Annotated in this window: 21 protein-coding genes; 7 read left to right on the forward strand and 14 right to left on the reverse strand. The window is 66.0% G+C overall.

Features of this window, described 5'->3' with window-relative positions; translation table 11 throughout:
* Positions 1-11 precede the first annotated feature (11 nt).
* From QTH90_RS11235 to QTH90_RS11275, 9 genes are all read right to left on the reverse strand, one after another.
* Positions 12-1,634, reverse strand: a complete 1,623-nt coding sequence (locus tag QTH90_RS11235; RefSeq protein ID WP_286664631.1) for an ABC transporter substrate-binding protein — start codon at positions 1,632-1,634, stop codon at positions 12-14.
* 32 nt (positions 1,635-1,666) lie between these two features.
* Positions 1,667-2,668, reverse strand: coding sequence for a dipeptide ABC transporter ATP-binding protein (locus tag QTH90_RS11240; RefSeq protein WP_286664632.1), 1,002 nt, complete (start codon positions 2,666-2,668; stop codon positions 1,667-1,669).
* Positions 2,665-3,684: an ABC transporter ATP-binding protein gene (locus QTH90_RS11245; RefSeq protein WP_286664633.1), complete on the reverse strand. Its 1,020-nt coding sequence runs from the start codon at positions 3,682-3,684 to the stop codon at positions 2,665-2,667. The genes QTH90_RS11240 and QTH90_RS11245 overlap by 4 nt, the downstream gene beginning before the upstream one ends.
* Positions 3,685-3,822: 138 nt before the next feature.
* Complete coding sequence (locus QTH90_RS11250; RefSeq protein ID WP_286664634.1) at positions 3,823-4,722, reverse strand: ABC transporter permease subunit; 900 nt, start codon at positions 4,720-4,722, stop codon at positions 3,823-3,825.
* On the reverse strand, positions 4,719-5,729 hold the full coding sequence (locus QTH90_RS11255) for an ABC transporter permease subunit (protein WP_286664635.1): 1,011 nt from the start codon (positions 5,727-5,729) through the stop codon (positions 4,719-4,721). Before QTH90_RS11255 ends, QTH90_RS11250 begins: the two co-directional genes overlap by 4 nt.
* A gap of 50 nt (positions 5,730-5,779) precedes the next feature.
* On the reverse strand, positions 5,780-7,459 hold the full coding sequence (locus QTH90_RS11260) for a long-chain-fatty-acid--CoA ligase (protein ID WP_286664636.1): 1,680 nt from the start codon (positions 7,457-7,459) through the stop codon (positions 5,780-5,782).
* Between the two features lie 118 nt (positions 7,460-7,577).
* A complete protein-coding gene (locus tag QTH90_RS11265) occupies positions 7,578-9,065 on the reverse strand; it encodes an NAD(P)(+) transhydrogenase (Re/Si-specific) subunit beta (protein ID WP_286664637.1) in 1,488 nt (495 codons plus the stop codon).
* Complete coding sequence (locus QTH90_RS11270) at positions 9,062-9,388, reverse strand: NAD(P) transhydrogenase subunit alpha part 2 (protein WP_286664638.1); 327 nt, start codon at positions 9,386-9,388, stop codon at positions 9,062-9,064. The genes QTH90_RS11265 and QTH90_RS11270 overlap by 4 nt, the downstream gene beginning before the upstream one ends.
* 31 nt (positions 9,389-9,419) lie before the next feature.
* Positions 9,420-10,550, reverse strand: coding sequence for a Re/Si-specific NAD(P)(+) transhydrogenase subunit alpha (locus tag QTH90_RS11275; protein WP_286664639.1), 1,131 nt, complete (start codon positions 10,548-10,550; stop codon positions 9,420-9,422).
* 264 nt (positions 10,551-10,814) lie between these two features.
* Between QTH90_RS11275 and QTH90_RS11280 the strand changes: the two genes are divergently transcribed.
* From QTH90_RS11280 to QTH90_RS11290, 3 genes are read left to right on the forward strand one after another with little or no spacing between them, the layout of a single operon-like run.
* Positions 10,815-11,543 (forward strand): response regulator transcription factor, encoded by a 729-nt coding sequence (locus QTH90_RS11280; protein ID WP_286664640.1) that lies wholly within the window; start codon positions 10,815-10,817, stop codon positions 11,541-11,543.
* Complete coding sequence (locus QTH90_RS11285) at positions 11,540-13,918, forward strand: CHASE2 domain-containing protein (protein ID WP_286664641.1); 2,379 nt, start codon at positions 11,540-11,542, stop codon at positions 13,916-13,918. Before QTH90_RS11280 ends, QTH90_RS11285 begins: the two co-directional genes overlap by 4 nt.
* Positions 13,919-13,923: 5 nt before the next feature.
* Positions 13,924-14,388 (forward strand): NUDIX hydrolase, encoded by a 465-nt coding sequence (locus tag QTH90_RS11290; RefSeq protein WP_286664642.1) that lies wholly within the window; start codon positions 13,924-13,926, stop codon positions 14,386-14,388.
* Between the two features lie 64 nt (positions 14,389-14,452).
* Here QTH90_RS11290 and mnmA read toward each other — a convergent pair whose 3' ends face one another.
* Positions 14,453-15,589: a tRNA 2-thiouridine(34) synthase MnmA gene (mnmA, locus tag QTH90_RS11295; RefSeq protein ID WP_286664643.1), complete on the reverse strand. Its 1,137-nt coding sequence runs from the start codon at positions 15,587-15,589 to the stop codon at positions 14,453-14,455.
* A gap of 119 nt (positions 15,590-15,708) precedes the next feature.
* On the opposite strand from mnmA, the gene QTH90_RS11300 reads away from it, so the two are divergent.
* Positions 15,709-17,445 carry a long-chain-fatty-acid--CoA ligase gene (locus tag QTH90_RS11300; protein ID WP_286664644.1) on the forward strand — a complete coding sequence of 579 codons (1,737 nt, stop codon included), beginning with the start codon at positions 15,709-15,711 and terminating at the stop codon, positions 17,443-17,445.
* The gene (locus QTH90_RS11305) at positions 17,442-19,052 is read left to right on the forward strand and encodes a WS/DGAT/MGAT family O-acyltransferase (RefSeq protein WP_286664645.1); all 1,611 of its coding nucleotides are present in this window, start codon (positions 17,442-17,444) and stop codon (positions 19,050-19,052) included. The genes QTH90_RS11300 and QTH90_RS11305 overlap by 4 nt, the downstream gene beginning before the upstream one ends.
* Here the strand turns inward: QTH90_RS11305 and QTH90_RS11310 are convergent.
* On the reverse strand, positions 18,964-19,962 hold the full coding sequence (locus QTH90_RS11310; RefSeq protein ID WP_286664646.1) for an LLM class flavin-dependent oxidoreductase: 999 nt from the start codon (positions 19,960-19,962) through the stop codon (positions 18,964-18,966). The genes QTH90_RS11305 and QTH90_RS11310 overlap by 89 nt on opposite strands.
* A gap of 75 nt (positions 19,963-20,037) precedes the next feature.
* Between QTH90_RS11310 and QTH90_RS11315 the strand changes: the two genes are divergently transcribed.
* Positions 20,038-21,597 carry a phospholipase D-like domain-containing protein gene (locus QTH90_RS11315; RefSeq protein WP_286664647.1) on the forward strand — a complete coding sequence of 520 codons (1,560 nt, stop codon included), beginning with the start codon at positions 20,038-20,040 and terminating at the stop codon, positions 21,595-21,597.
* A gap of 30 nt (positions 21,598-21,627) precedes the next feature.
* Here QTH90_RS11315 and QTH90_RS11320 read toward each other — a convergent pair whose 3' ends face one another.
* The 3 genes from QTH90_RS11320 to QTH90_RS11330 form a co-directional block, all read right to left on the reverse strand.
* Positions 21,628-21,975, reverse strand: a complete 348-nt coding sequence (locus tag QTH90_RS11320; RefSeq protein WP_286664648.1) for an SHOCT domain-containing protein — start codon at positions 21,973-21,975, stop codon at positions 21,628-21,630.
* An 81-nt stretch (positions 21,976-22,056) separates the two neighbouring features.
* Positions 22,057-22,284, reverse strand: a complete 228-nt coding sequence (locus QTH90_RS11325) for a LapA family protein (protein WP_286664649.1) — start codon at positions 22,282-22,284, stop codon at positions 22,057-22,059.
* Positions 22,285-22,320: 36 nt separating this feature from the next.
* Positions 22,321-23,751, reverse strand: a complete 1,431-nt coding sequence (locus tag QTH90_RS11330; protein ID WP_286664650.1) for a basic amino acid/polyamine antiporter — start codon at positions 23,749-23,751, stop codon at positions 22,321-22,323.
* Positions 23,752-23,955: 204 nt separating this feature from the next.
* On the opposite strand from QTH90_RS11330, the gene QTH90_RS11335 reads away from it, so the two are divergent.
* Positions 23,956-24,711, forward strand: a complete 756-nt coding sequence (locus QTH90_RS11335; RefSeq protein WP_286664651.1) for a carbonic anhydrase family protein — start codon at positions 23,956-23,958, stop codon at positions 24,709-24,711.
* Positions 24,712-24,781: the final 70 nt, after the last annotated feature.

The following is a 24,781-nucleotide window of genomic DNA, read 5'->3' on the forward strand; positions in this document are numbered from 1 at the left end:
TCTTCAAGCCGTTACTGCTTGATATCCACGCCATAGAAGGTGTGGCGGCCGAACGGGCTGAGCTTGAAGTCCACCACTTCCTTGCGGACCGGCTTCAGTTGAACCGCATGCGCAATGGTGAACCACGGCGCCTGCTCCTTGAAGATCACCTGCGCCTTCTTGTAGAGCGCATCGCGCTCGGCCTGCTTGGGCACGTTCTTCGCCTGCACGACCAGATCCTCGTAGGGCTTGTAGCAGAACTTCGCCACGTTGCTGCCGTTCGATTGCGCCGACGCGCAGCCCAGCAGGGTGTACATGAAGTTGTCCGGGTCGCCGTTGTCGCCCGTCCAGCCCAGCATGCCCATCTGGTGCTCGCCGGCCTGCATGCGCTTGCGGTATTCGCCCCATTCGAAGGACTTGATCTCCGCCTTGACGCCGACCTTCGCGAGGTCGGCCTGCATCAGTTCGGCGATGCGCTTGGCGTTCGGGTTGTACGGGCGCTGAACCGGCATCGCCCACAGGTCCGTGGTGAAGCCATCCGGATAGCCCGCCTGCGCCAGCAGCTTCTTCGCGGCTTCGGGATCGTACGGGTCGTCCTTGATCGCGTCGTTGTACGACCACATCGTCGGCGGGATCGGGTTCTTGGCGGCAACGCCGGTGGTGAGATAGACACCGTCGACGATGGCCTTCTTGTTGATCGCCATGTTGAGCGCCTTGCGCACGCGCACGTCGTCGAAGGGCTTCTTCTGCGTGTTGTAGGCAAGGTAGCCGACGTTGAGCCCGGCCTGCTCCAGCACCTGCACGTTGGGGTCCTTGCGGATCGCGTCGAGGTCGGCGGGGTTCGGGTACGGCATCACATGGCATTCGCCCTTCTGCAGCTTGGCCCAGCGCACCGAGGCGTCGGGCGTGATCGCGAAGATCAGGTCGTCGATCTTGGCCTTGCCGCCCCAGTACTGGGGGAAGGCCTTGAAGCGCACGATGGCGTCCTTCTGGTACTGCACCAGATAGAAGGGGCCGGTGCCGATCGGATCCTGGTCGACCTTCTCCGGCGTGCCGGCCTTGAGCATCGCGATCGCGTATTCCTTCGACTGAATGCCGGCATAGGGCATCGCGAGGTTGGCGAGGAAAGGCGCCTCGGGCTTGTTCAGCGTGAACTTCACCGTGTAGTCATCGATGCGGTCGATGGACTTCAGCAGCTTGGGCATGCCCATGTCATTGAAGTAGGAGTGGTTCGGGCTCGTGACCTTGAAATAGGGGTCGTTCTCCTTCCACTGGCGTTCCATCATGAAGATGACGTCGTCGGCATTGAAGTCGCGGGTGGGCTTGAAGCTCTTGGCCGTGTTGTGCCACTTGACGCCCTTGCGCAGCTTGAAGGTGTACTCCGTGCCGTCGGGTGAAATGGTCCAGCTCTCGGCGAGGCCCGGTACCACCTTGGTCGAGCCGCGCTCGAAATCGACGAGGTTGTTGTAGACCTGCGTGGTGGCGTCGAAGGAGGTGCCGGTGGTGTTCACCGCCGCATAGAAGTTCTCCGGGCTGCCTTCCGAGCAGAAGACCAGCGTCTTGGCCGAAGCGGCGCCGCAGGCGAGCGCGAGCGCCGCCGGCGCCAGCAGCGCGACGGTGCGAAGGCGGCGCGAGAGTTTGGAAGTGGGGGACATGTCGGTCGACTCCTTCAGGGTTGAATCCGCACTCAAGCGGGCAGGGAATGATCGGCACGGACTTCCGCCGCACCATCGAGAAACTTTTCGGCATGGTGGCAGGCCACCATGCGTTCGTCGAGCAGGCGCGGCAACGGCCGTTCGGTACGGCAGCGCTCGGTGGCGTGCGCGCACCGCGTGTTGAACACGCATCCGGGCGGAGGCGACAACGGCGAAGGCAGCTCGCCCTTCAGCACGATGCGTTCCGCCGCGAGGCCGGGTGTCGAGGCCAGCAGCGCCTGCGTGTAGGGATGCAGCGGCCGCGCGAAGATGCGCGCCTTGGGGCCTTGCTCCACCGCATGGCCCAGGTACATCACCAGCACGTCGTGCGCGATGTGCCGCACCACGCCGAGGTCGTGCGAGATGAAGAGATAGGACAGACCCAGCTCGGCCTGCAGGTCCGCCAGCAGGTTCAGCACCTGCGCCTGGATCGACACGTCGAGCGCGGACACGGGTTCGTCGGCCACCAGCAGGCGCGGATCGAGCATCAGCGCACGCGCGATCGCGATGCGCTGGCGCTGGCCGCCCGAGAACATGTGCGGATAGCGATTGGCGTACTCGGGCCGCAGCCCGACGCGTGCCAGCATGTCGCGGGCCTTCGCAGCGCGCTCCGACTTGCCGAGCGATGTGTTGATCGCGAGCGGATCTTCGAGCACGGCGGAGATCTTCTTGCGCGGGTTGAGCGAGCCGTAGGGGTTCTGGAACACCAGCTGCACGGCCTGCCGCAGTTCGCGTCGACGCTCCGCAGGCGGGTGGACCGCATCGTGGCCCACCAGCGTGAGGGAGCCTGCCGTCGGCTTTTCGATCAGCGCGACCATGCGCGCCAGCGTCGACTTGCCGCAGCCCGATTCGCCGACCACGGCGAGCGTGCGGCCCTTCTCCAACGTGAAGGAGATGTTGCCCACCGCCTGCAGATGCGCAGGCGCGCGGAAGAGTCCGCGCCGGACCGAATAGACGCGCTGCAGTCCCTTCGCCTCGACGACCACTTCGCTCATCGGACGAACTCCACCACCTGCGCGCCGTCGCGGGCAAGCGCTTCGTTGCGCCGGGGATCGCCGAGCGCGTAGTGGCAGCGCACCTGCCCGCCCATCCATTCCCGCAGCTCGGGCCGAACGGCGCGCGAATGTGCCGTCGCGTAGCTGCAGCGCGGCGCGAAGAGGCAGCCGGCAGGACGGTCGTGCACGCCCGGCACCACGCCCGCGATGGTGGCGAGCCGCCCTTCGCCTGCCGTGCGCTCGGGCAGCGCCGCGAGCAGGGCCGCCGTGTACGGATGCTGCGGCGCGGCGAACAGCTCGGCCACACCGCGCTCCTCCATCACCTGCCCGGCATACATCACGGCCACGCGCTGGGCCATCTCGCTGACCACGCCCATGTTGTGCGTGATGAGCACCAGCCCCATGCCGCGCTCTTTCTGCAAGCTGCGCAGCAGGTCGAGGATCTGCGCCTGGATGGTCACGTCGAGCGCGGTGGTCGGCTCGTCGGCGATCAGCAGGCGCGGGTTGCAGGCGATCGCCATCGCGATCATCACGCGCTGGTTCATCCCGCCCGACAACTGGTGCGGGTAGGCGCCGAGGCGCGACGACGCGGCGGGGATTCCCACCTGTTCGAGCAGTTCGGTCGCACGCTTCTTCGCCTCGCGCTTGTCGAGGGTCAGGTGCAGGCGCAAGGTCTCCATCAACTGCCAGCCGATGGTGAAGCAGGGGTTGAGGCTGGTCGTCGGCTCCTGGAAGATCATCGCGACGTCCTTGCCGACGAGCTTGCGTCGCTCCTTGTCGGAGATGCCGAGCAAGTCATGGCCGGCGAAGCGCAGGTGCTGGGCACGCACGCGGCCGGGCCAGCCGATGAGCCCCATCAGCGCCATCATCGTGACGCTCTTGCCCGAGCCCGACTCGCCGACGATGCCGAGCACCTCGCCCTGCTCCAGGCGAAGGCTCACGCCATCGACCGCGTGCAGCGTGCCGCCTTGCGTGGGGAACTCAACGTGCAGATCGCGTATATCAAGCAGCGGCATCAGCGCCCTCCGCACGCGAACTCGTCGCGGCCGAGTCCAGGAACCCGGCGGGACCGGCTTTGCCGGTCCGCAGGGGTTGCCCCCGGAGGGGGTGTCCGAGCCACACGAAGTGGGCGAGGCTGGGGGCGAGCTTCATGACTAGCGTTTGAGTTTGGGATCGAGGGCGTCGCGCAATCCGTCGCCAAGCAGATTGAACGCGAGCACCGCGGCAAGGATCGCAAGGCCCGGCAAGGTCACGACCCACCACGCGCGCAGGACGAACTCGCGCGCATCGGCCAACATGGTTCCCCACTCCGGTGACGGCGGCTGTGCCCCCAGGCCGAGAAAGCCCAGCGCCGCCGCGTCGAGGATGGCCGTCGACACGCCCAGCGAAGCCTGCACGATCAGCGGCGCGGCGCAGTTGGGCAGCACTTCGCGAAACATCAGGCGCAGCGTGCCCGCACCGCTCACGCGGGCGGCCGTCACGTAGTCGCGCGAGACCTCCGAGATCACGGCGGCGCGCGTGATCCGCACATAGTGCGGCAGCACCACGATCGCGACCGCCAGCATCGCGTTGATCAACCCCGGCCCGAGGATCGCGACGATCACGATCGCGAGCAGCAAGCTCGGCAGCGTGAGGATCACGTCCATCAGCCGCATGATGGCGATCTCGAGCACGCCGCGAAAGAATCCGGCGATCAGCCCCAGCGCGATGCCGACCGCGACCGAGATCGCGACGACCGCCATGCCGATCGACAGCGACAGCCGTGCGCCGAACATGAGCCGCGAGAGGATGTCCCGGCCAATGGCATCGGTGCCCAGCAGGTGCGTTGCGGTGCCGCCCTCCTGCCAGGCAGGAGGCCGCAGGAAGGCCGTGCTGTCGGTCTGGTTCGGCGCATGCGGCGCGATCCACGGCGCGAACAGCGCCACCAGCAGCAGGAACACGACCACGCCCAGGCCGATGACCGCGCCGCGATTGGCAGAGAACGAGTGCCAGAACTCGCGCCACGGACCCGGCGGCGCCGAGTTTCTTTCGACAGGAACAGCGGCCGTATTCATCGCGATTGCCGGATGCGGGGATTGATGAAGCCGTAGGCCAGATCGACCACGACGTTGACCACCATCACGATCACGCCGAGCAACAGCATGCCCCCCTGGAGCACCGGATAGTCGCGCCGGCCGATGGCTTCGATCAGCCACTTGCCGACGCCGGGCCAGGAAAAGATCGTCTCGGTCAGGATGGCACCGGTGAAGAGGACCCCGACCTGCAGCCCGATCACCGTGACCACCGGGATCAACGCATTGCGCAGCGCATGCACGCCCACCACGCGCAGCGGCGCGAGGCCCTTCGCACGCGCGGTGCGGATGTAGTCCTCGCCCAACACTTCGAGCATGGCCGAGCGCGTCATCCGGGCGATCACCGCGAGCGTGTTGGTGCCGAGCACGATGGCCGGCAGGATCAGGTGCTGCAGCGCCGAGAAGAACGCACCCTTGTCATCCGACAGCAACGAGTCGATCAGCAGGAAGCCGGTCACCGGCTCGATGTAGTACTGCACCGCGATGCGGCCCGAGACCGGCGTCCAGCCGAGCTGCACCGAAAAGAACAGGATCAGCAGCAACCCCCACCAGAAGATGGGCATCGAGTAGCCGGTGAGCGAGGTCGCCATCACGCCGTGGTCGAACAGCGAATTGCGCTTGACCGCCGCGATGATGCCGGCCGGAATGCCGAGCAGGAGCGCGAAGAGGATGGCACACACCGCCAGTTCGACGGTGGCCGGGAACAGCGCGAGAAACTCGCTCATCACCGGCTCCTGCGTGATGACCGACTTGCCCAGGTCGCCGCGCATCACGCGCTCGATGTAGATGCCGTATTGCGTGAAGAGCGGCTTGTCGAGGCCGTAGTCCTTCAGCAGCTGCGCATGCCGGACCGGATCGATGCCGCGCTCGCCTGCGAGCGTTTCGATGGGGTCGCCCGGCACCAGCCGGATCAGGAAAAACGCAAGCAGCGTCATGCCGACGAAGGTCGGCACGAGGAGGCTTGCGCGAGTCAGGATGAATCGGAACATTCAGTCCCAATATGCAAGAGCGATGCCGGGTCGCGTCCCGGGCCGAACCCTTACTTTTTGACGTCGCGCAGTTCGCGTCGCAGGATCTTTCCGACCGGCGTCTTGGGAAGATCGGTGCGGAACTCGATGACACGCGGCTGCTTGTAGCCGGTGAGGTTCGCGCGGCAGAACTCGCGGATCTCGGCTTCGGTGAGGTCGGCGTCCTTCTTGACGATCACGAGCTTCACGGTTTCGCCGGTCTTGTCGTCGGGAATGCCCACGGCTGCGCATTCGAGCACGCCCGGGATCTGTGCAACGACGTCCTCGATCTCGTTCGGGTATACGTTGAAGCCCGAGACCAGGATCATGTCCTTCTTGCGATCGACGATCTTGAAGTAGCCGCGCTCGTCGACCACGCCGACGTCGCCGGTCTTGAAGTAGCCGTCGGCCGTCATGACCTTGGCTGTTTCGTCGGGGCGCTGCCAGTAGCCGGCCATCACCTGCGGTCCCTTGACCGCGACCTCGCCGGCCTGGCCCGGTGCGACGTCATGGCCGTCGTCATCGAGCAGCTTCACGTAGGTGCTGGGCAATGGCACGCCGATGGTGCCCGTGTAGGCGATGCTCGTCGTCGGATTGCAGGTGACCGACGGCGAGGTTTCCGAGAGGCCATAGCCTTCGCAGATCGGGCAGCCCGTCTTGTCGAGCCACAGCTTGGCCACCGCACCCTGCACCGCCATGCCGCCGCCGACGGAGACCTTCAGGTTCTTCCAGTTGACGGTGTTGAAGTCAGGATGGTTCGCGAGGCCGTTGAACAGCGTGTTGACGGCCGGGAAGCTGTGGAAGGTGTGCTTCGACAACTCCTTGAGCACGCCCGCGATGTCGCGCGGATTCGGGATCAGGATCAGCTTTCCGCCCGTGCGCATGCTGAGCATCATGTTCACGGTGAAAGCGAAGATGTGATACAGCGGCAGCGCGCAGACACTGGTCGGCTGCTCGCCGGCAGGCACCTTTTGCATGACCGGATCGTTCCAGGCTTCCGACTGCAGCACGTTGGCGATCACGTTGCGATGAAGCAGCACCGCGCCCTTCGACACCCCCGTGGTGCCGCCGGTGTACTGCAGCACCGCGACGTCGTCGGGGCCGATCGCCACCGTCTGGACAGTGCGCGCTGCGCCCTTTTCGAGCGCGTCGTTGAATCGCACGGCGCCCGGCAGGCTGTAGGTGGGCACCATCTTCTTGACGCTGCGCACCACATAGTTGACCAGTGCACCCTTCAGCAGCCCCAACCGGTCGCCCATCGCGGCCAGCACGACGTGTTTGACCGGCGTGGCGGCCAGGCATTGCTGCAGCGTGGTGCCGAAGTTCTCCATGATCACGATCGCCTTGGAGCCCGAGTCCTTGAGCTGATGCTCCAGTTCGCGCGGCGTATAGAGCGGATTCACGTTGACCAGGATCAAGCCGGCGCGCAGCAGGCCCGCGACGGCGATCGGGTACTGCGGACAGTTGGGCATCATCACGGCGACGCGGTCGCCCTTGACGAGGCCAAGCCCCTGCAGATAGCCGGCAAAAGCGCGGCTGAGGCGATCGACGTCAGCGTAGCTCACGTCCTTGCCCATGAAGCTGTAGGCCGTGCGGTCCGCGTACTTTGAAAAGCTCTCTTCCATCAGCGCGACCAGCGAGGGGTAGCGCGAGGCATCGATGTCGGCGGGCACGCCTTGCGGATAGCTGCCGAGCCAGGGGCGATCAGTCACAGTGAGTCTCCAGTGCGAAATCTTGTATCGAAATTTGCCGCCATCGTAACTTGACGTTCGGATGCAGCACGGGCCGCGACATTGCGCGGCCCGTGGTTTTCAAGCGCGGCGCCGAGAATTACTCGATCGCCTTCGCCATGTCCTCGACCACCTTCTTGGCATCGCCGAAGACCATCATGGTCTTGTCCATGTAGAACAGCTCGTTGTCGAGGCCGGCATAGCCCGCGGCCATCGAGCGCTTGTTCACGATCACCGTCTTGGCCTTGTAGGCCTCCAGGATCGGCATGCCGTAGATCGGCGTGCCCTTCTGCAGCGCCGCCGGATTCACCACGTCGTTCGCGCCGAGGATGATCGCGACGTCGGCCTGGCCGAACTCGCCGTTGATGTCTTCCATTTCGAACACCTGGTCGTAAGGCACTTCGGCTTCGGCCAGCAGCACGTTCATGTGGCCGGGCATGCGGCCTGCCACCGGATGGATCGCGTACTTGACGGTCACGCCGTGCTCGGTGAGCTTGGCCGCGAGTTCCTTCACGGCGTGCTGCGCGCGCGCCACGGCGAGGCCGTAGCCGGGCACGATGATCACGGTCTCGGCATTGCTCAGCACGAAGGCCGCGTCGTCGGCGCTCCCGCTCTTGACCGGACGCTGCTCCTTGGCGCCGCCGGCAGCCGTGGCGGCCTCGCCACCGAAGCCGCCCAGGATCACGTTGAAGAACGACCGGTTCATCGCCTTGCACATGATGTAGCTCAGGATCGCACCCGAGGAGCCCACCAGCGAACCCGCGACGATCAGCATCGCGTTGTTGAGCGAGAAGCCGATGCCAGCCGCCGCCCAGCCCGAATAGCTGTTGAGCATCGACACCACCACCGGCATGTCGGCGCCGCCGATCGGGATGATGATCAGAACGCCCATCACGAAGGCCAGCAGCAGCATCGCGAGGAAGGCGAGCCAGCTCTCGGTGGCCATGTAGACCAGCCCGAGGCCGATGGTCAGCAGGCCCAGCACGAGGTTCAGCATGTGCTGGCCCTTGAACTGCACCGGCGCGCCCTGGAACAGGCGGAACTTGTACTTGCCCGACAGCTTGCCGAAGGCGATCACCGAACCGCTGAAGGTGATGGCGCCGATGGCCGCACCCAGGAACAGTTCGAGCCGGTTGCCCGCGGGAATGGCGTAGCGCAGGAAGCCGTCGATCACGGCCGCGCCTTCCGGCGTGTTGACCCCGACCGCAGCCGCCACCGGCGGCGGCGTGATGCCGAAGGCCCAGGGCTCGACCACCGCAGCCACGGCGATGAACACCGCGGCCAGACCGATCATGCTGTGGAAGAACGCAACCAGTTCAGGCATCTGCGTCATCTCGACGGTCTTGGCGCGATACGCGCCGTAGCCGCCGCCGACGACCAGGCCCAGCAGCACCCAGGCCATGCCCATGGCCTTGCCGCCGGAGAGCTGCACGATCAATGCGGCCGTGGTCAGGATGGCGATGGCCATGCCGACCATGCCGAAGAGGTTGCCGCGGATGGAGGTGGTCGGATGGGAGAGGCCTTTCAGGGCCTGGATGAAGCAGACGGATGCAATGAGGTACAGCAGCGTGACGACATTCATGCTCATGCTGCATTCCCCTTGTCGGCTGCGGGCGCCTTCTTGTCCTTCTTCTTGAACATCTCCAGCATCCGCCGCGTCACGAGGAAGCCGCCGAAGACGTTCACCGCCGCGAGCGCGACGGCCAGCACGCCCATGGTCTTGCCGAGGCCGCTTTCCGTGAGCGCCGCAGCCAGCATGGCGCCGACGATCACGATCGCCGAGATGGCGTTGGTGACCGCCATCAGCGGCGTGTGCAACGCCGGTGTGACAGTCCACACCACGTGGTAGCCGACGTAGATGGCCAGCACGAAGATGATGAGGTTGATGACGGTGTGTGAAACGGGATCCATGGCTGCTTCTCCTCGCGGTTCGCTGGTTCGCTTATTTCTTCGTGACCTGGCCGTCTTGCGCCATGCGGCAGGCCGCCACGATGTCGTCTTCGAGGTCGATCTTCAGCGTGCCTTCCTTGGTCACGATGAGCTTCAGGAAGTCGAGCACATTGCGCGCATAGAGCGAGGAGGCGTCGGCCGCGACCAGTGCCGCGAGATTGGTCTCGCCGACGATCGTCACGCCGTGCTTCACCACCGTCTTGTCGGCTTCGGAAAGCGGGCAGTTGCCGCCGATGCCGTCGGGCCCCTTGCCTGCGGCGATGTCGACGATGACCGAACCCGGCTTCATCGACTTGACCATGTCCTCGGTGATCAGCGTCGGCGCGGCGCGGCCCGGGATCAGCGCGGTGCTGATCACGATGTCGGCCAGCGCCACGCGCTTGGCGACCTCGACCTGCTGGCGCGCCAGCCAGCTCGGCGGCATCGGCTTGGCGTAGCCGCCGACGCCGACGGCGGCTTCTTTTTCTTCATCCGTGTCGTAGGACACCTCGATGAACTTGCCGCCCAGCGATTCGATCTGCTCCTTGACGCTCGGGCGCACATCCGAGGCCTCGATGACCGCACCCAGCCGCTTGGCCGTGGCGATGGCCTGCAAGCCGGCCACGCCGACGCCGAGGATCACGACGCGCGCGGCCTTCACCGTGCCGGCAGCGGTCATCAGCATCGGGAAGAAGCGCTGGTAGCGATCGGCCGCGATCATCACGGCCTTGTAGCCCGCGATGTTGGCCTGGGAGGAGAGCACGTCCATGCTCTGCGCGCGCGTGGTGCGCGGGGCGGCCTCGAGCGCGAAGGCGGTGAGGCCCGCCGTGGCGAGCCGCTGCAGGCCGGCCGCGTCGAAAGGATTGAGCATGCCGATGACGACGGTGCCCGGTTTCATGAGCGCGTTTTCGTTGTCGAAGGGCGAGCGCACCTTGAGGACGATGTCGGCACCGAAGGCCCCGGCCTGGTCGGTGATCTCGGCACCGGCGGCCTGGTAGGCGGCATCGGTGACGCTCGCGGCAACCCCGGCGCCCGACTGCACACGCACGGTGTGGCCCTGGGCTGTGAGCTTTTTCGCGGTCTCCGGAGTGACGGCGACACGGGTTTCGCCTAGCGCAGTTTCGGCCGGCACGCCTATCAGCATGGACTTCTCCTCAGGGCAGCATTGAAATTTCGCGCCGAGCTTACATGAAGACGCGCCCCTCAAGTTGTCCCTGAGGCGCCCTTTCAGGCGGGCGGCGTGTGCACCTGCACCGCGCTCTTCGCTGCCAGATCGATCGCGATATTGGGGTATGCACCCATTGCTCGCGCGAACGAGTCGCTGCGCCGAAACGGGCGTCGATATGTACACTCCCCGACGTGACCGATCGACAGACTTCGGCACGAATAACGAGATACAGGGAATGGAATGCGAATAGCAGCGCTTGACGACGAGGCGGTCCAGCTCGAACTGATCCGCCACACGATGGAGGGCATTGGTCATGAATGCCATGGCTTCAGCGATGGGAAAACGCTGTTGCGCGATCTCCGCCAGCAGACTTACGACCTGCTGATCCTCGATTGGACTCTCCCCGATGTACAGGGGCCACGCGTCGTGCGATGGATCCGCGAGGACCTGAACAGCCGGCTTCCCATTCTCTTCGTGACCAACCGGCGCGAAGAGAAGGACATGGTCGAGGGCCTCGCGGCCGGCGCCGATGATTTCATGGTCAAGCCGATCCGCGTGGCCGAACTGCAGGCCCGCGTTCGCGCGCTGTTGCGCCGCTCCTATCCGGCACAGCACGATGTCGAACTGGTCTTCGGCCCCTATCACTTCATGCCCGCGACCCGCAGCCTGCGCGTCCACGGAAAGCCGACCGACCTGAGCCACCGCGAATACGAGCTGGCCCTGTTCCTGTTCCAGAACATCGGGCGCCTGCTGTCGCGCGAACACCTGCGCGAAGCGGTCTGGGGCGTGGGGGCCGAGTCGCCTTCGCGCTCGCTCGACACGCACATCTCCCGCCTCCGCGTGAAACTGGATCTGGTGCCGTCCAACGGGTTCCTGCTGTCGGCCGTCTACGGACTCGGCTACCGGCTGGAGTCCATCGACGCCACCTTGCTCAACCCGATCTACAACACGCCGAGCCATTCGGAATGAGCCCCGACCGTCCGCGGCACGCGGCGGACACGGCACAGCCCCCGGAACGCTGGCACTGGGCACAACGACGCGGCCCCTGGCTGCTCCTTGCGGCGGCTCTCTCGTCGCTGGTCAGCCTGCTCAGCCTGACCCAGCCGATGCCGGGGGCCGACCGGCTGCTGCAGGACAGCGCGCGCGCCGCGCTGGCGGCGCCGCCATCGGACGACATCGTGATCGTGGCCATCGACGAAAAAAGCCTTGATGCGATTGGCCGCTGGCCATGGCGCCGCGCACAGCACGCCGAGCTGCTGCGCGCCATCGCCGCCCAGTCGCCGAAGTGCATCGGCTTCGACGTGCTGTCGGCAGAGCCCGACGCCGGCCATCCCGGCGACGACGCGGCGCTGGCCGACGCCATGCGCGACAGCGGCTGCGTGGTGCTGCCGACCGCCCTGCAGACCCTCGGGCAGCGGTCGCAGCAAGAGCTGCTGCCCATACCCGTGCTGGCCGAGGCCGCCACCGGCATCGGGCACGTTCACCTGTCGGTCGACGGGAATGGCCTTGCGCGCAGTGCCTACCTCCGCGAAGGCTTTGCGGAAAGCATGCGCCCGCACTTCGTGATCGCGCTGCGCGACGCCGCGGCCGGACATGCGGGAACTGCCGCCCCTCGCGCCCTGGAGGCCGCCGACGACGCGCCGCGCGTCTGGCTGCGTCGCGACCTCGAAGCCATCATGTTCACCCGCGGACCCGCACACTTCAAGACGGTCTCCTACATCGATGTGCTTCGCGGCAACGTGGACCGTGAGGTGTTCCGCAACCGCTACGTGCTCGTGGGCGTCACGGCGCCGGGACTCGGCGACGCGCATGCCAACTCGGCCCCGAACCGGCCCGGCCTCATGCCCGGCGTGGACATCTTCGCCAACATGCTGCAGGCATCGCTCGCCGGGCAGCACGTGAAATTCGCCAAGCCCTGGCAGGATCTGCTCTTCAACCTCGGGCCGCTGCTGGTCGCGCTTTTCGGCGTGCTGTGGCTGAGGCCGCTGGGCGTGATGGCGCTCATCGGCGCCATGCTGGCGCTTCAGCTCGGCATCCTCGGGCAGCCGTCGATCAACGTGCTGTTCGCTCCCGCCGCGGGCGTCGCCGGCTTGCTGGCGCTGTACCCGCTGTGGAGCCACATGCGACTCTCCGCGGCCATTCGTTCCCTGCGCCGCGGCACCGAGGAGTTCCTGCACGATGTCGGCCGCCGGCCCGTTGCCGCACAGCGCAATGTCGGAGATTTTCTCGACCGCCAGATGGACGCCACCTGGGCCGCCGCGCGCCGCATGCAGGACGTGCATCGCTTCGTGCTCGACGGCATCGACCACCTTCCCGACCCGACCCTGACCCTCAGCACCGAAGGCCGCGTGGTGCTCGCCAACGTCGCGGCACACCGCTACTGGCAGCGCGGCACCAGCGGAATACACGGCCAGGACGCCCATGGGCTCATGGCCGGCATCCGCTCGCGCAACAACGGCTCGCCGATGATGCCGAAAGGCGCGTTGCTCGGCGAGCTTCGGGCGATCGCCGGCGAGGGCGAAGACCCTCGAGGACGCGCCGTGCTGCTGCGCTGCGTACCCTTCTTCGATGCGGGCAACGAACACGCCGGCTGGATGGTCTCGCTGGTCGACATCACGGAAATGCGCCGTGCGCAGAGCCAGCGCGACGAGGCGCTCCGGTTCATCTCCCACGACACGAGAGAGCCCAGCGCCACGATCCTCACCATCATCGAACTGGCACGCGAGCGACCCGAGACCTTTGCCGACGGGTCGCTGCTGGCGCGCATCGAACGCCAGGCCCACACGGGGCTCGAACTGGCCGACGGCTTCGTGAACCTCGCGCGCGCCGAAGCCGAGCCCTTTCGTGCCGAACTGCTCGACCTGGCCGCACTGCTCCAGCAGACCATCGACGACAGCTGGGCACGCGCGCGCCAACGCCAGGTGCGAATCGTGCTGGTCAACACGCTCGAAGAAGCGCAGTGCATCGGCGACCGCAACCTGTTGATGCGCGCCCTGGCCAATGTGCTGAGCAACGCGCTCAAGTACTCCCCGTCCGGCGCCGACCTCGAATGCAGCGTGCAGGAAGACGAGCGGCATTGGCGCGTGGCCTTCCGGGACCACGGCCCTGGCATTCCGGTCGAGCTGCAGTCACAACTGTTCCAGCCCTTCCACCGGCTGAATCACGAGGCCCACCCCGAAGTCCACGGCGTCGGACTCGGGCTGCTGCTGGTGCGAACGGTGGTGCAGCGCCACGGCGGGTCCGTCGAGATCGACAGCGCCGAAGGCGCCGGCTGTATCGTCACGCTGGTGCTTCCGAAGCCGACGTCCGTCGAGCGCGAGGCACTGGCATCCCACGAGGAATGATGAACATGGCAGAACGCTGGAAGCCCAATGTCACGGTGGCCGCAGTGATCGAGCAGGTCGGCCGCTTCCTGCTCGTCGAGGAAGAAACCGGCGAGGGCCTGCTCCTCAACACGCCGGCAGGCCATCTCGACCCCGGCGAGTCCCCCGCCGAAGGCTGCGCGCGCGAGACCCTGGAAGAAACCGCCCACCGCTTCACACCCACCGCCCTGATCGGCATCTACATGGCACGAACACGGCGGGAGGAAGAAGACATCACCTACCTCCGCTTCGCCTTCACCGGCACGCTCGGCGAACTGGAATCAGGACGCGCGCTGGACCACGGCATCGTCCGCACGCTGTGGATGACCGCCGAAGAGATCCGCGCCAGCACCGCCCGCCACCGCAGCCCCCTTTTGCTGCAGTGCGTCGAAGACTACCTGGCCGGCAAACGCCACCCCCTGGATCTCATCCACATCGACGAATCGGTATGACCCCTTTCGCGAAACACCGCGGATCCGGCTTTGCCGGTCCGCCGGTGTTGCCCCCGGCAGGGGGCTAGCGAAGCGACACGAAGTGCGCGGAGCTTGGGGGGGAGCTGATCACCCCGCCACCGAGGCAGACCTCTCCGTCGTACAGCACCGCCGACTGCCCCGGCGTCACCGCCCACTGGGGCTCCGCAAACTCCAGCCGGAAAGCGCCGTTGGCCCCGTCGCGCAGTTCGCAGCTCGCATCGGCCTGGCGATACCGTGACTTGGCCCCATAGGCCCCAGCCTCCGGCGTGCCGCCCGCAACCCAACTCGCGTCGTCGGCCTCCAGCACCGGCGACAGCAGCCACGGATGGTCATGCCCCTGCACCACCCAGAGCGTGTTGCTCTCGACATCCTTGCGCGCCACGAACCACGGCGAATGATCGCCCGCGCCGCGCTGCGCGCCCTTGGCCTTGATGCCGCCGATGCCGAGTCCCTGTCGCTGACCGAGCGTGTAGAAGCTCAAGCCCTGGTGCTCGCCGATCTGGCGACCCCGCTCGTCGCGGATCGGCCCCGGCTCCTTCGAGATGTAGCGATTGAGGAACTCGCGGAAGGGCCGCTCGCCGATGAAGCAGATCCCGGTCGAATCCTTCTTCTTCGCGTTGGGCAGCCCGATCTCGTCGGCGATGCGCCGCACTTCGGTCTTGCGCAGTTCGCCGACCGGAAACAGCGTCTTCGACAGCTGCAGCTGGTTCAGGCGGTGCAGGAAGTAGCTCTGGTCCTTGGCCGGATCGAGGCCCTTGAGCAGTTCATGCCGCGCGGTGGCAGCGTTGTGGCGGACGCGGGCATAGTGGCCGGTCGCGATCTTCTCCGCCCCGAGTCGCATCGCATGGTCGAGAAAGGCCTTGAACTTGATCTCGGCATTGCACAGCACGTCGGGATTGGGCGTGCGCCCGGCCTGGTACTCGCGCAGGAATTCGGCGAACACGCGGTCCTTGTAGTCGGCGGCGAAGTTGACGTGCTCGATCTCGATGCCCAGCACGTCGGCCACGCTGGCCGCGTCGATGAAGTCGATGTTCGACGAGCAGTACTCGCTGTCGTCATCGTCTTCCCAGTTTTTCATGAAGATGCCGACCACCTCGTGGCCTTGCTGTTTAAGCAGGTGCGCCGTGACCGCGGAGTCCACTCCGCCGCTCAGGCCCACCACGATGCGCTGCTTTTCCATAGGTTGCGGATTGTCCCAGCACCGGCAAGCCGGTGCCCGCATCCGGGAAATCACCGAGAGGCGGACCCGCCCGCACCGCCGGCCGGCTCCCACAATGGACTGCCCAACCGGAGACAACCATGGTTTCTTCTCCCTCCAGCGCCACGCCCTGGACGAAGTCCTATCCGAGCGGCATGCGCTGGGATGCCGAACTCCCCACCCGCCCGGTACAGCAGATCCTCGACGAGGCCGTGGCGCAATGGCCCGACCGGCCGGCCATCGAATTCATGGGCCAGGTCATCACCTACCGCGAATTCGGCGACGCCGTCGAGCATGCGGCCGCGGGCCTGAAGGCGCTGGGCGTCCAGCCCGGCATGCACGTCGGCCTCTTCCTGCCCAACACGCCGCACTACCCGATCGCATTCTTCGCGGTGCTGAAGGCCGGCGGCACCGTGGTGAACTACTCGCCGCTGGATGCCGAGCGGGTGCTGGCCCACAAGATCGAGGACAGCCGGACGGACATCCTCGTCACGCTCGACCTGGCCACGCTCTATCCGCAGATGGCGCGGCTGCTGGGCAAGTCGCGCCTGAAGAAGCTGGTCGTCGGCAGTCTCACGGACTACGGCGGCGCCCGCGACGCGGTGCGCGCGCACCTGCAGGCCGCGGGCCAGGTCGCCGCGGTGCCGACAGACGACCGGCACATGAGCTTCACCCAGCTCCTTGCGAACGACGGCCGCTACCAGCCGCACGCCGTCGCCTCGGTCGACGACGAGATCGTGGTGCTGCAATACACCGGCGGCACCACCGGACTGCCGAAGGGCGCGATGCTCACGCACGCCAACCTGTCGTCCGCCTGCGCGCAGTACCTCGAATCGACCGGTGGCGACCCGCCGATCCTCGACCCCGGCAGCGAGCGGGTGCTGGTCGTGCTGCCGCTGTTCCATATCTATTCGCTGAGCGTGAACATGATGCTCGGCATCCGGCTGGGCGCTCACCTGGTGCTCCACACGCGCTTCGACCTCGATGCCGTGATGAACGACCTGGCGGCCAAGAAGATCACGACGTTCCCCGGCGTGCCGACGATGTTCACCGCGATCATCAACCACCCGAAGGCCGGCGAAATCGACCTTCGATCGCTGAAGTTCTGCGGCTCGGGCGGCGCGCCATTGCCGGTCGAGGTCGAGCACCGCTTCTTCTCGCTCACAGGCTGCCACCTCAACGAAGGCTGGGGCATGACGGAGACGTCGCCGACCGGCACCTTCACGCCCGCGCGCGGCATCCGCAAGGCCGGCTCCTGCGGCATGCCGCTGCCGGGCATCCGCCTCAAGCTCCTGAGCCTGGACGACCCGTCGAAGGAAGCCGCCATCGGCGAGCCGGGCGAGCTGTGCATCCGGGGCCCCAACGTGATGAAGGGCTACTGGAACAACGAGGCCGCCACAGCGGCTTCGATGACGCCCGACGGCTACTTCAAGAGCGGCGACGTCGCGAAGATGGATGCCGACGGCTTCTTCTACATCGTCGACCGCACCAAGGACATGCTGCTGTGCGGCGGCTACAACGTCTACCCGCGCGTCCTGGAGGAGGCGATGTACGAGCACCCGAGCATTGCCGAGGTGTGCGTGATCGGCATCCCGGACGAGTACCGCGGCCAGTCGCCCAAGGCCTTCATCAAATTGAAGGAAGGCGCGCCGGGCTTCACGCTCGACGAGTTCAAGCTGTTCCTGAAGGACCGCCTGGGCAAGCACGAGATGGTGGGCGCGATCGAGATCCGCGACGAGCTGCCCAAGACCGCCGTGGGCAAGCTGTCGAAGAAAGAGCTGGTCGACGAGGAAGAGCGCAGGCGGAGCCAGGCGGCTTCCGCGAGGAGCACGTCATGATTCATCTCAGCGGCATGGACGCATCGTTCCTGCACCTCGAAACCCCCGAATCGCCGATGCACGTGGGCAGCCTGCAGCTGCTCGATCTCCCCGCGGACTACGAAGGCGACTTTGCGGAGGACGCCAAGAAGTACCTGAGCGGCCGGCTGCACCTCGCCTCGGTGTTCGTGCGCAAGCTGGCGATGATGCCCTTCGATCTCGCCAACCCGGTCTGGGTGGACGACGACGACCTGGACCTCGAGCATCACATCCATCACGTGATCATGCCGAGGCCGGGCACCATGGCGCAGCTCGAACGGCTCGTCGGCCGGTTGCATTCGTCGCTGCTCGACCGCAGCCGGCCTCTGTGGGAGATCCACATCATCGAAGGCCTGCAGACGGGCCAGGTCGCGCTCTACAGCAAGATGCACCACGCAGCAATCGACGGCCAGGCCGGCGTCGCCGTGGCGAAGGCGCTGTTCGACATCTCGGAGACGCCGTCGGTGGTCAAGGCGCCGCGCGCCACGCGCCGGCGCGATTCCTCGCAACTCGGCATGGCAGAGCTGGCCAGCGCAGCGCTCAGCAACACGGTGCAGCAGTACGTGAAGCTCATCCAGTCGATTCCGACCACGGCCAAGGCGATCACGAGCGTGCTGATGCCGGTGTCCGAGGCCACCGGCAAGCGGACCTTCGAGTTGCCCAAGGGCGTGAAGACGGCGCCGAAGACACCGCTCAACGTGTCGATCACCAACCAGCGTTCGTTCGCAGGCCGGTCCGTGCCGCTGGCCGAGATCAAGCAGATGGCGAAGGCCGCGAACGTCAGCCTCAACGATGTCGTGCTGGCGATCTGCGCCGGCGCGCTCAAGCGCTACCTGGCGGACTACGGCTGCAAGCCCGACAAGCCGCTGATGGCGGCGGTGCCGGTGTCCTTGCGCAGCGAGGGCAACACCGATCTCAACAACCAGGTGTCGACGATGCTGGTGAGCCTGGCCACTGACATCTCGGACCCGCTGGAGCGGCTCGCCGCCATCCACGAATCGTCGAGCGAAGGCAAGAAGCTCACTGGCAACGTCAAGGCGGCCATCCCGATGGACTTCCCGTCGCTGGGCATGCCGTCGATCGTGTCCGGGCTGGCATCGCTCTACGGGCGTTCGGGCCTCGCCGACAAGCTGCCGCCGATCGCCAATGTGGCGATCTCGAACGTTCCGGGGCCTTCGTTCCCGCTCTACTTCGCGGGGGCCAAGCTGGCGACCTATTTCCCGGTGTCCATCCCCGGGCACGGGCTCGCCCTCAACATGACGGTGCAGAGCTACAACGGCTCGCTCGAATTCGGCCTGACAGCCTGCCGGCGCGCCGTGCCCGACGTGGCCGACCTTGCCGACTATGTCGTGGCGGAACACAAGAAGCTGCTGTCGCTGATTGTTCGGCACGAGAGCGGTGCGCAGCCGGTGGCCGAGAAGCCGAAGGCAGCGCCTGCACCAGCACCGGTGGCGGCGGTCCCTGCCAAGCCCAAGCCGGCAGTGAAGCGCAAGCCCGCGGCTAAGAAGCGGGTCGCGTCAGCGAAGACAGCTCCGCCACGATCTCGTAAGACCGCAAGCGGGCTTGATGGTCGAAGACCTGCGAGGTGATCATCAGCTCGTCCGCACCGGTGCGGTCCACGAACTCCTGCAGCCTGGCCTTCACCGTGTCGCGCGAGCCGACGGCCGAACAGGACAGCACCGAATCGAGCAGCGCGTTCTCGGCCGGCCCCACGCGTTCGCGGTAGCCTTCCACCGGTGGCGGCAGGCGGCCGGGCCGTCCGCTGCGCAGGTTCACGAAAGCCTGCTGCCAGGAGGTGGCCCGGAACGCAGCCTCCTCGTCCGTCTCGGCCGCGAACACATTGAAGCCGAGCATCACGTAGGGCTTGGCCAGCTGCGCGGACGGCTTGAAGGTCTCGCGGTAGATCCGGATCGCCTGCATCAGCTGCTGCGGCGCGAAGTGCGAGGCAAAGGCATAGGGCAGGCCCAGGTGCGCCGCGAGCTGCGCGCCGAAGGTGCTCGAACCCAGGATCCACACCGGCACCTCGAGCCCCATGCCCGGCACCGCGCGCACCGGTTGCCGCGGCTCCTTCGACATGAAGTCCATCAGCTCGATGACATCCTGCGGGAACCGGTCCGAATCGGACTGGAGATCGCGCCGGAGCGCCTGCGCGGTGCGCTGGTCGGAGCCCGGGGCCCGGCCGAGGCCGAGGTCGATGCGGCCCGGATAGAGGGATTCCAGCGTGCCGAACTGCTCGGCAATGACCAACGGCGAGTGGTTCGGCAGCATCACGCCGCCGGCGCCGATGCGGAGGGTCGACGTGCCGGCACCAATGTAGGCCAGCAGCACGGCCGTGGCCGCGCTCGCGATGCCCGGCATGCCATGGTGCTCGGCCAGCCAGTAGCGGCGATAGCCCAGCTTTTCGCCGTGCTGCGCCAGGCTGAGCGAGTTGCGGAACGACTGCGCGGCGTCGCTGCCTTCGGTGATGGGGGAAAGATCGAGGATCGAAAACGGAGTCATGGCGCTATCTTGGCCCGGATCCCGTCGCTTCAACCTGTGAAGGGATATTCGCCCGGCTGCAGGTAGTCTCGGCGCATGACTCTGCGTTCATTCAGGCTCCTGACCGTTCTCTTCATGCTGGCGCTGGCTGGTTGTGGCTCACTTCCCGCCAACGTGCGGCGCCCGGTCTCGCACAGCCTGCCGCCCACGCCCGACCAGAGCCCGATCGCGCGGCTCGCGGCGGACCAGTTGCCGGCCGGCGCGCAGTCCGGCTTCCGCTTGCTGCCGCTGGGCTCTTATGCGCTCGACGCCCGGCTGGCCCTGATCCGTCACGCCTCACGCACGCTGGACCTGCAGTACTACATCTGGGACAACGATGAATCGGGCCGCGCGATCTTCAGCGCCCTGAAGGACGCGGCCGAGCGCGGTGTCCGTGTGCGCCTGCTGCTGGACGACCTGAACACCGCCAGCGTGGAGGAACTGCTGCAGGCCCTCTCCAGGGTGCCGAACCTGGAGATCCGCGTGTTCAACCCCTTCTGCTGCGCACGCACCAGCCTGCCGGGACGCCTCGCGACGTCGCTGGGCGATCTCCCCCGGCTCGACCATCGCATGCACAACAAGCTGCTGATCGCCGACGGCGCGCTGGCGATGATCGGCGGTCGCAACATCGCGGACGAATACTTTGCGCGCAATCCGGTCGCCAACTTCATCGACCTCGACGCCATTGCGGCGGGTCGCGTGGTGCCGCAACTGGCGATGCACTTCGATCGCTACTGGAACAGCGACGAATCCTTTCCCGTCGCTTACTTTTCGAGTTCGCGCGATTCCGGGTTCGACGCCGGGGTATTGCAGAAGCTGCTGCCGCCAAGCGCAGGGCGCATCGAGATCGAGCTTCCCGAGAAGGATCTCCTCGGGCTGGAGCCGGTCAGCAAGGAACTCCAGGCCAACCATCTGACCCTGGTGTCCGGTCTTGCCTATGCAGTGGCTGACCGCCCCTCCAAGCGCCTCCTGCCGCCGGCGGAGCTGGAGTCCGGCAGCCTGATGACCGGCGCGGTGAGCCAGATGCTCGGCGCCCGCTCGGAGATGGTGGTGACGTCGCCGTATCTCGTACCGGGCAAGCGCGGCATGGGCGTGCTGCAGAGCCTTCAGCAGAAGGGCGTTCGCATGACGCTCGTCACCAATTCGCTGCCCGCCACCGATTCGGCCTTCGTGTACTTCGGCTACGCGCGCTATCGGCCCCGCATCCTGAAGACAGGCGTCGAGGTCTACGAGGTCAGCGCGAGCACATCGCAAGACAACAAGCCCGTGTTCGGCGGCGGCTCGTCACGCGGACGCCTGCATGCGAAGCTGGCGGTCATCGACGAGGAGGTCGTGCTGCTGGGATCGCTCAATCTCGACCCGCGCTCGGCACGCAGGAACACGGAGCTGGGCGTTGCCGTCGACAGCCCCGATCTGGCGAAGCAGGCGCTGCGCATCGTCGAGGCCATGAAGGCGGAGGCCTATCGCGTACGGCTGGAGTCCGAAGGCGGCGCGCTGGAGTGGATTCCGCCCAACGAGGACGACGACCAGGCGCTCAATGAAGAGCCGGGCGTTTCGGCATTGAACGCGCTGCAACGGCTCCTGCTGAATCCGCTCGTGCCCGAAGACCTCTTGTAAGGCGGCCAGCCAGCCGCCGCTGCGGAACGGTCAGGCGAGGGCCTTGGCCTTCAGTTTCGCGAACTCATCCTGGTTGATCGTTCCGGCGTCCAGCAGCGCTTTGGCGTCGGCGATCTGTTCGGCCGGCGATTTGCCGGCCACCTGTCGGATGTACGCGTCGGTGTCGGACTTGGCTCGCTGCACGCTGGCGCGCTGCCTCTCGGCCATGCCCCTGCCGCGCGCGACGATGTAGAGGATCGCGGTCAGCCCCGGCAGGAAGATCAGCCCGATGAGCCACAGCACCTTGAATCCTCCGCCCAGGTCCGAATCGCGGAACAGGTCGACGACGATCTGAAAAAGGATAAGGAGGTATGCAATCAACACGAAGGTCGACAGCATCAGCAGAATCAGATCCCAGAAATTGCTCATTTCACATCCTCTCGTAGTTGTCTTGATTGAAAGCGGTGTCGGCGAACCCGGTCAGCGCGGACGCGCCGTCGCCTTGTTGGTCAATGAACGCAGGAGTCCCAGCACGAAGCCTCCGGTGAACATGCCGAGGACATAGACGACGAACACCAGGACCGAGACCGGCAGCGTGACGCTCATCGAGAACAGCGACACGGTCGCCGTCTCCAGGTTCTGTACCTTGAAGAGGATCACGATGCCGGCAAGGATCACGATCAGGGCGATGTAGACATAGCGTTGCATGGGGCTTCCTTCAGTACGAACAAGGGAACATGACGCCTACACGGTGAGCATGCCGGTCGCCAGCGCATACACCGCAGCGATCGCCGCGATGGCGAACACGGCGAAGACGATCATCTCGGGCAACGTGAAGAGCTGTTTCTTCTGCTCGCGCCGCGCCAGAAAGTAGAGGAAGGTTCCCGGTGCATAGAGGACCGCCGAGAACAGCAGGTACTTCGCGCCGCCCGCGTACAGCATGCCTGCGGCATAGAGGACTGCGATCGCGCCGCGCACCCGATCGACCGAGCGACCACGCTCATCGGGCGCATAGGTTTCGCCGGTCCACGCAAGCTTGAGGCCGTAAGCCGCGACCAGCAGATACGGGATGAGCGTCATCGAGCTGGTCATCTTCAGGGCCAGGGTGAAGGCGTATTCGGCAAACCAGGTGACGAGCAGGAAGACCTGGATGACGATGTTCGTCAGCCACAGCGCGGCGGAAGGGGTCCCGTTCTTGTTCTCGCCAGCGAGGAAGCTCGGCATCGTCTTGTTCTTGGCCGCCGAGTGCAGAACCTCTGCCGCCAGCAGCGACCATGAAAGGTAGTTGCCAAGGATCGAGATGAGCAGCCCGATGCTGACGAAGATCAAGCCCCAGGGCCCGACGATGGACGCCATCACGCCCGCCATCGCCGGCGTGGGAAGCGCCGCGAGGTCGGGACGCAGCAGCACGCCGTAGGAGAGCATGGTGACCATGATCAGCAGGCACAGGACGCCGAGGAATCCGAGCACGGTGGCGATGCCCACGTCCTCCCGCTTCTTCGCATAGCGGGAGTAGACGCTGGCGCCTTCGATGCCGACGAACACGAACACCGTGACCAGCATCGTGTTGCGGACCTGGGTGGCGACGCTCGACAGGGTTCGCTCTTCGCCGCCCCAGAAGTTCACCGCGAAGATGTCCGCCTTGAACCCGGCGATGGCGACAAAGATGAAGACGGCGATCGGCACGATCTTCGCGACGGTCGCGATGGTGTTCAGGGCCGCCGCCTCCTTCACGCCGCGCAGGATCAAGATGTGCACGGCCCACAGCAGGACCGACGCGGAAAGGATCGCCACGGGGGTCGTCCCGTCGCCGAACACCGGGAAGAACTGCCCCAGAGTCGCCTTGATCAGCACCAGGCAGGCGACGTCGGCGAGGCAGCAGCCGATCCAGTAGCCGACTGCCGACGCGAAGCCGAGATAGTTGCCGAAGCCTTCCTTGGCATAGGCATAGATGCCGGTGTCGAGATCGGGCCGACGCCGGGACAGGGTCTGGAACACGAACGCCAGCATCAGCATGCCGGTGCCGGCAATGGCCCATGCAATCAGCGCGCCCAAGCCGCCGGTCGAACGCCCGAAGGCCGACGGTACGGCAAAGATGCCCGAACCGATCATCGAGCCAACGACAAGGGCCGTGAGTGCGCCGCGCGAGAGTTGCTGGTCCTGGGGGGTGGTCATGCCGGGTCAGCGGCTTTCGCATCTGTCGCCATGAGGATCTCCTGTGCCGATGCCTTCGGCAGGCGCGACTTAGCATCAGTGGCGATTGTGTCTTTGTCAAGTCAGGGCGCCGCAGAGGCGGACCGCGCAGCACGGTGGTCCCTGCTGGATTTTTTGCCTTGCTGCGCAGATGATCGAGTTCCTCGCACCTTGCAAAGGACTCCCATGGAATCGATCAAGGATTGCTGCATGGCGGCGCACACCCGGGTCGACGGACGCCGCGCATGGTTGAAGGCAGGCATGGGTGCGGGTGCCGTCGCACTGGTGGCGGGCATGGGATCCGCGGCGAAGAACGCCCATGCGGCCTCCTGGACCCAGGCCGAACGGGATGCGCTGACGCCCGACAGGGTGATCGAGATGATGAAGAGGGGAAACTCGCGCTTCCGTGCCGGCAAGATGCATGCGCAGGACTTCCTCGCACAGAAGCGATCCAGTGCGCCGGGTCAGTTCCCGGCTGCGGTCATCCTCAGCTGCATCGACTCGCGTTCACCCGCCGAGATCATTTTCGACATGGGGATCGGAGACACCTTCAACGCGCGCATTGCGGGCAACATCGCCAACAACGACCTGATCGGAAGCCTGGAATTCGCATGCGCTGCTGCAGGCGCGAAAGTGGTCCTGGTGATGGGGCACACCGCCTGCGGCGCCATCAAGGGCGCGATCGACAACGTGCAGCTGGGCAACCTGACGGGCCTTCTCGAGACCATCAAGCCGGCCGTCGCGGCAACCACCTACACGGGTGACCGCTCCAGCAAGAACGATGCGTTCGTCGATGCGGTGGCACGCACCAATGTTCAGCAGACCATCGACACGATTCGCCGCGTCAGTCCGATCCTCGTCGACCTCGAGAAGAAGGGGCAGATCAGGATCGTCGGGTCGATGTACGACCTCCGCAACGGCGTGGTGACCTTCCTGGGCTGACGTCCATCGCCATGCCCGAAAGGGCAACCGATGCCGCCCCTTCGGGCAACCATCAAGAACCCGACCGATG

It is taken from the genome of Variovorax flavidus (assembly GCF_030317145.1).
GTDB classification, from domain to species: domain Bacteria; phylum Pseudomonadota; class Gammaproteobacteria; order Burkholderiales; family Burkholderiaceae_C; genus Variovorax; species Variovorax flavidus.

What these genes read in the sequence shown, in the direction of transcription:
- QTH90_RS11280 (WP_286664640.1), top strand. Translation starts at nt 10,815, where the DNA reads ATGCGAATAGCAGCGCTTGACGACGAGGCGGTCCAGCTCGAACTGATC.
- QTH90_RS11240 (WP_286664632.1), bottom strand. Translation starts at nt 2,668, where the DNA reads ATGAGCGAAGTGGTCGTCGAGGCGAAGGGACTGCAGCGCGTCTATTCG.
- QTH90_RS11330 (WP_286664650.1), bottom strand. Translation starts at nt 23,751, where the DNA reads ATGACCACCCCCCAGGACCAGCAACTCTCGCGCGGCGCACTCACGGCC.
- QTH90_RS11265 (WP_286664637.1), bottom strand. Translation starts at nt 9,065, where the DNA reads ATGAGCATGAATGTCGTCACGCTGCTGTACCTCATTGCATCCGTCTGC.
- QTH90_RS11335 (WP_286664651.1), top strand. Translation starts at nt 23,956, where the DNA reads ATGGAATCGATCAAGGATTGCTGCATGGCGGCGCACACCCGGGTCGAC.
- QTH90_RS11235 (WP_286664631.1), bottom strand. Translation starts at nt 1,634, where the DNA reads ATGTCCCCCACTTCCAAACTCTCGCGCCGCCTTCGCACCGTCGCGCTG.
- QTH90_RS11320 (WP_286664648.1), bottom strand. Translation starts at nt 21,975, where the DNA reads ATGCTGTCGACCTTCGTGTTGATTGCATACCTCCTTATCCTTTTTCAG.
- QTH90_RS11250 (WP_286664634.1), bottom strand. Translation starts at nt 4,722, where the DNA reads ATGAATACGGCCGCTGTTCCTGTCGAAAGAAACTCGGCGCCGCCGGGT.
- QTH90_RS11255 (WP_286664635.1), bottom strand. Translation starts at nt 5,729, where the DNA reads ATGTTCCGATTCATCCTGACTCGCGCAAGCCTCCTCGTGCCGACCTTC.
- QTH90_RS11310 (WP_286664646.1), bottom strand. Translation starts at nt 19,962, where the DNA reads ATGACTCCGTTTTCGATCCTCGATCTTTCCCCCATCACCGAAGGCAGC.
- QTH90_RS11275 (WP_286664639.1), bottom strand. Translation starts at nt 10,550, where the DNA reads ATGCTGATAGGCGTGCCGGCCGAAACTGCGCTAGGCGAAACCCGTGTC.
- mnmA (WP_286664643.1), bottom strand. Translation starts at nt 15,589, where the DNA reads ATGGAAAAGCAGCGCATCGTGGTGGGCCTGAGCGGCGGAGTGGACTCC.
- QTH90_RS11315 (WP_286664647.1), top strand. Translation starts at nt 20,038, where the DNA reads ATGACTCTGCGTTCATTCAGGCTCCTGACCGTTCTCTTCATGCTGGCG.
- QTH90_RS11270 (WP_286664638.1), bottom strand. Translation starts at nt 9,388, where the DNA reads ATGGATCCCGTTTCACACACCGTCATCAACCTCATCATCTTCGTGCTG.
- QTH90_RS11245 (WP_286664633.1), bottom strand. Translation starts at nt 3,684, where the DNA reads ATGCCGCTGCTTGATATACGCGATCTGCACGTTGAGTTCCCCACGCAA.
- QTH90_RS11325 (WP_286664649.1), bottom strand. Translation starts at nt 22,284, where the DNA reads ATGCAACGCTATGTCTACATCGCCCTGATCGTGATCCTTGCCGGCATC.
- QTH90_RS11305 (WP_286664645.1), top strand. Translation starts at nt 17,442, where the DNA reads ATGATTCATCTCAGCGGCATGGACGCATCGTTCCTGCACCTCGAAACC.
- QTH90_RS11300 (WP_286664644.1), top strand. Translation starts at nt 15,709, where the DNA reads ATGGTTTCTTCTCCCTCCAGCGCCACGCCCTGGACGAAGTCCTATCCG.
- QTH90_RS11285 (WP_286664641.1), top strand. Translation starts at nt 11,540, where the DNA reads ATGAGCCCCGACCGTCCGCGGCACGCGGCGGACACGGCACAGCCCCCG.
- QTH90_RS11290 (WP_286664642.1), top strand. Translation starts at nt 13,924, where the DNA reads ATGGCAGAACGCTGGAAGCCCAATGTCACGGTGGCCGCAGTGATCGAG.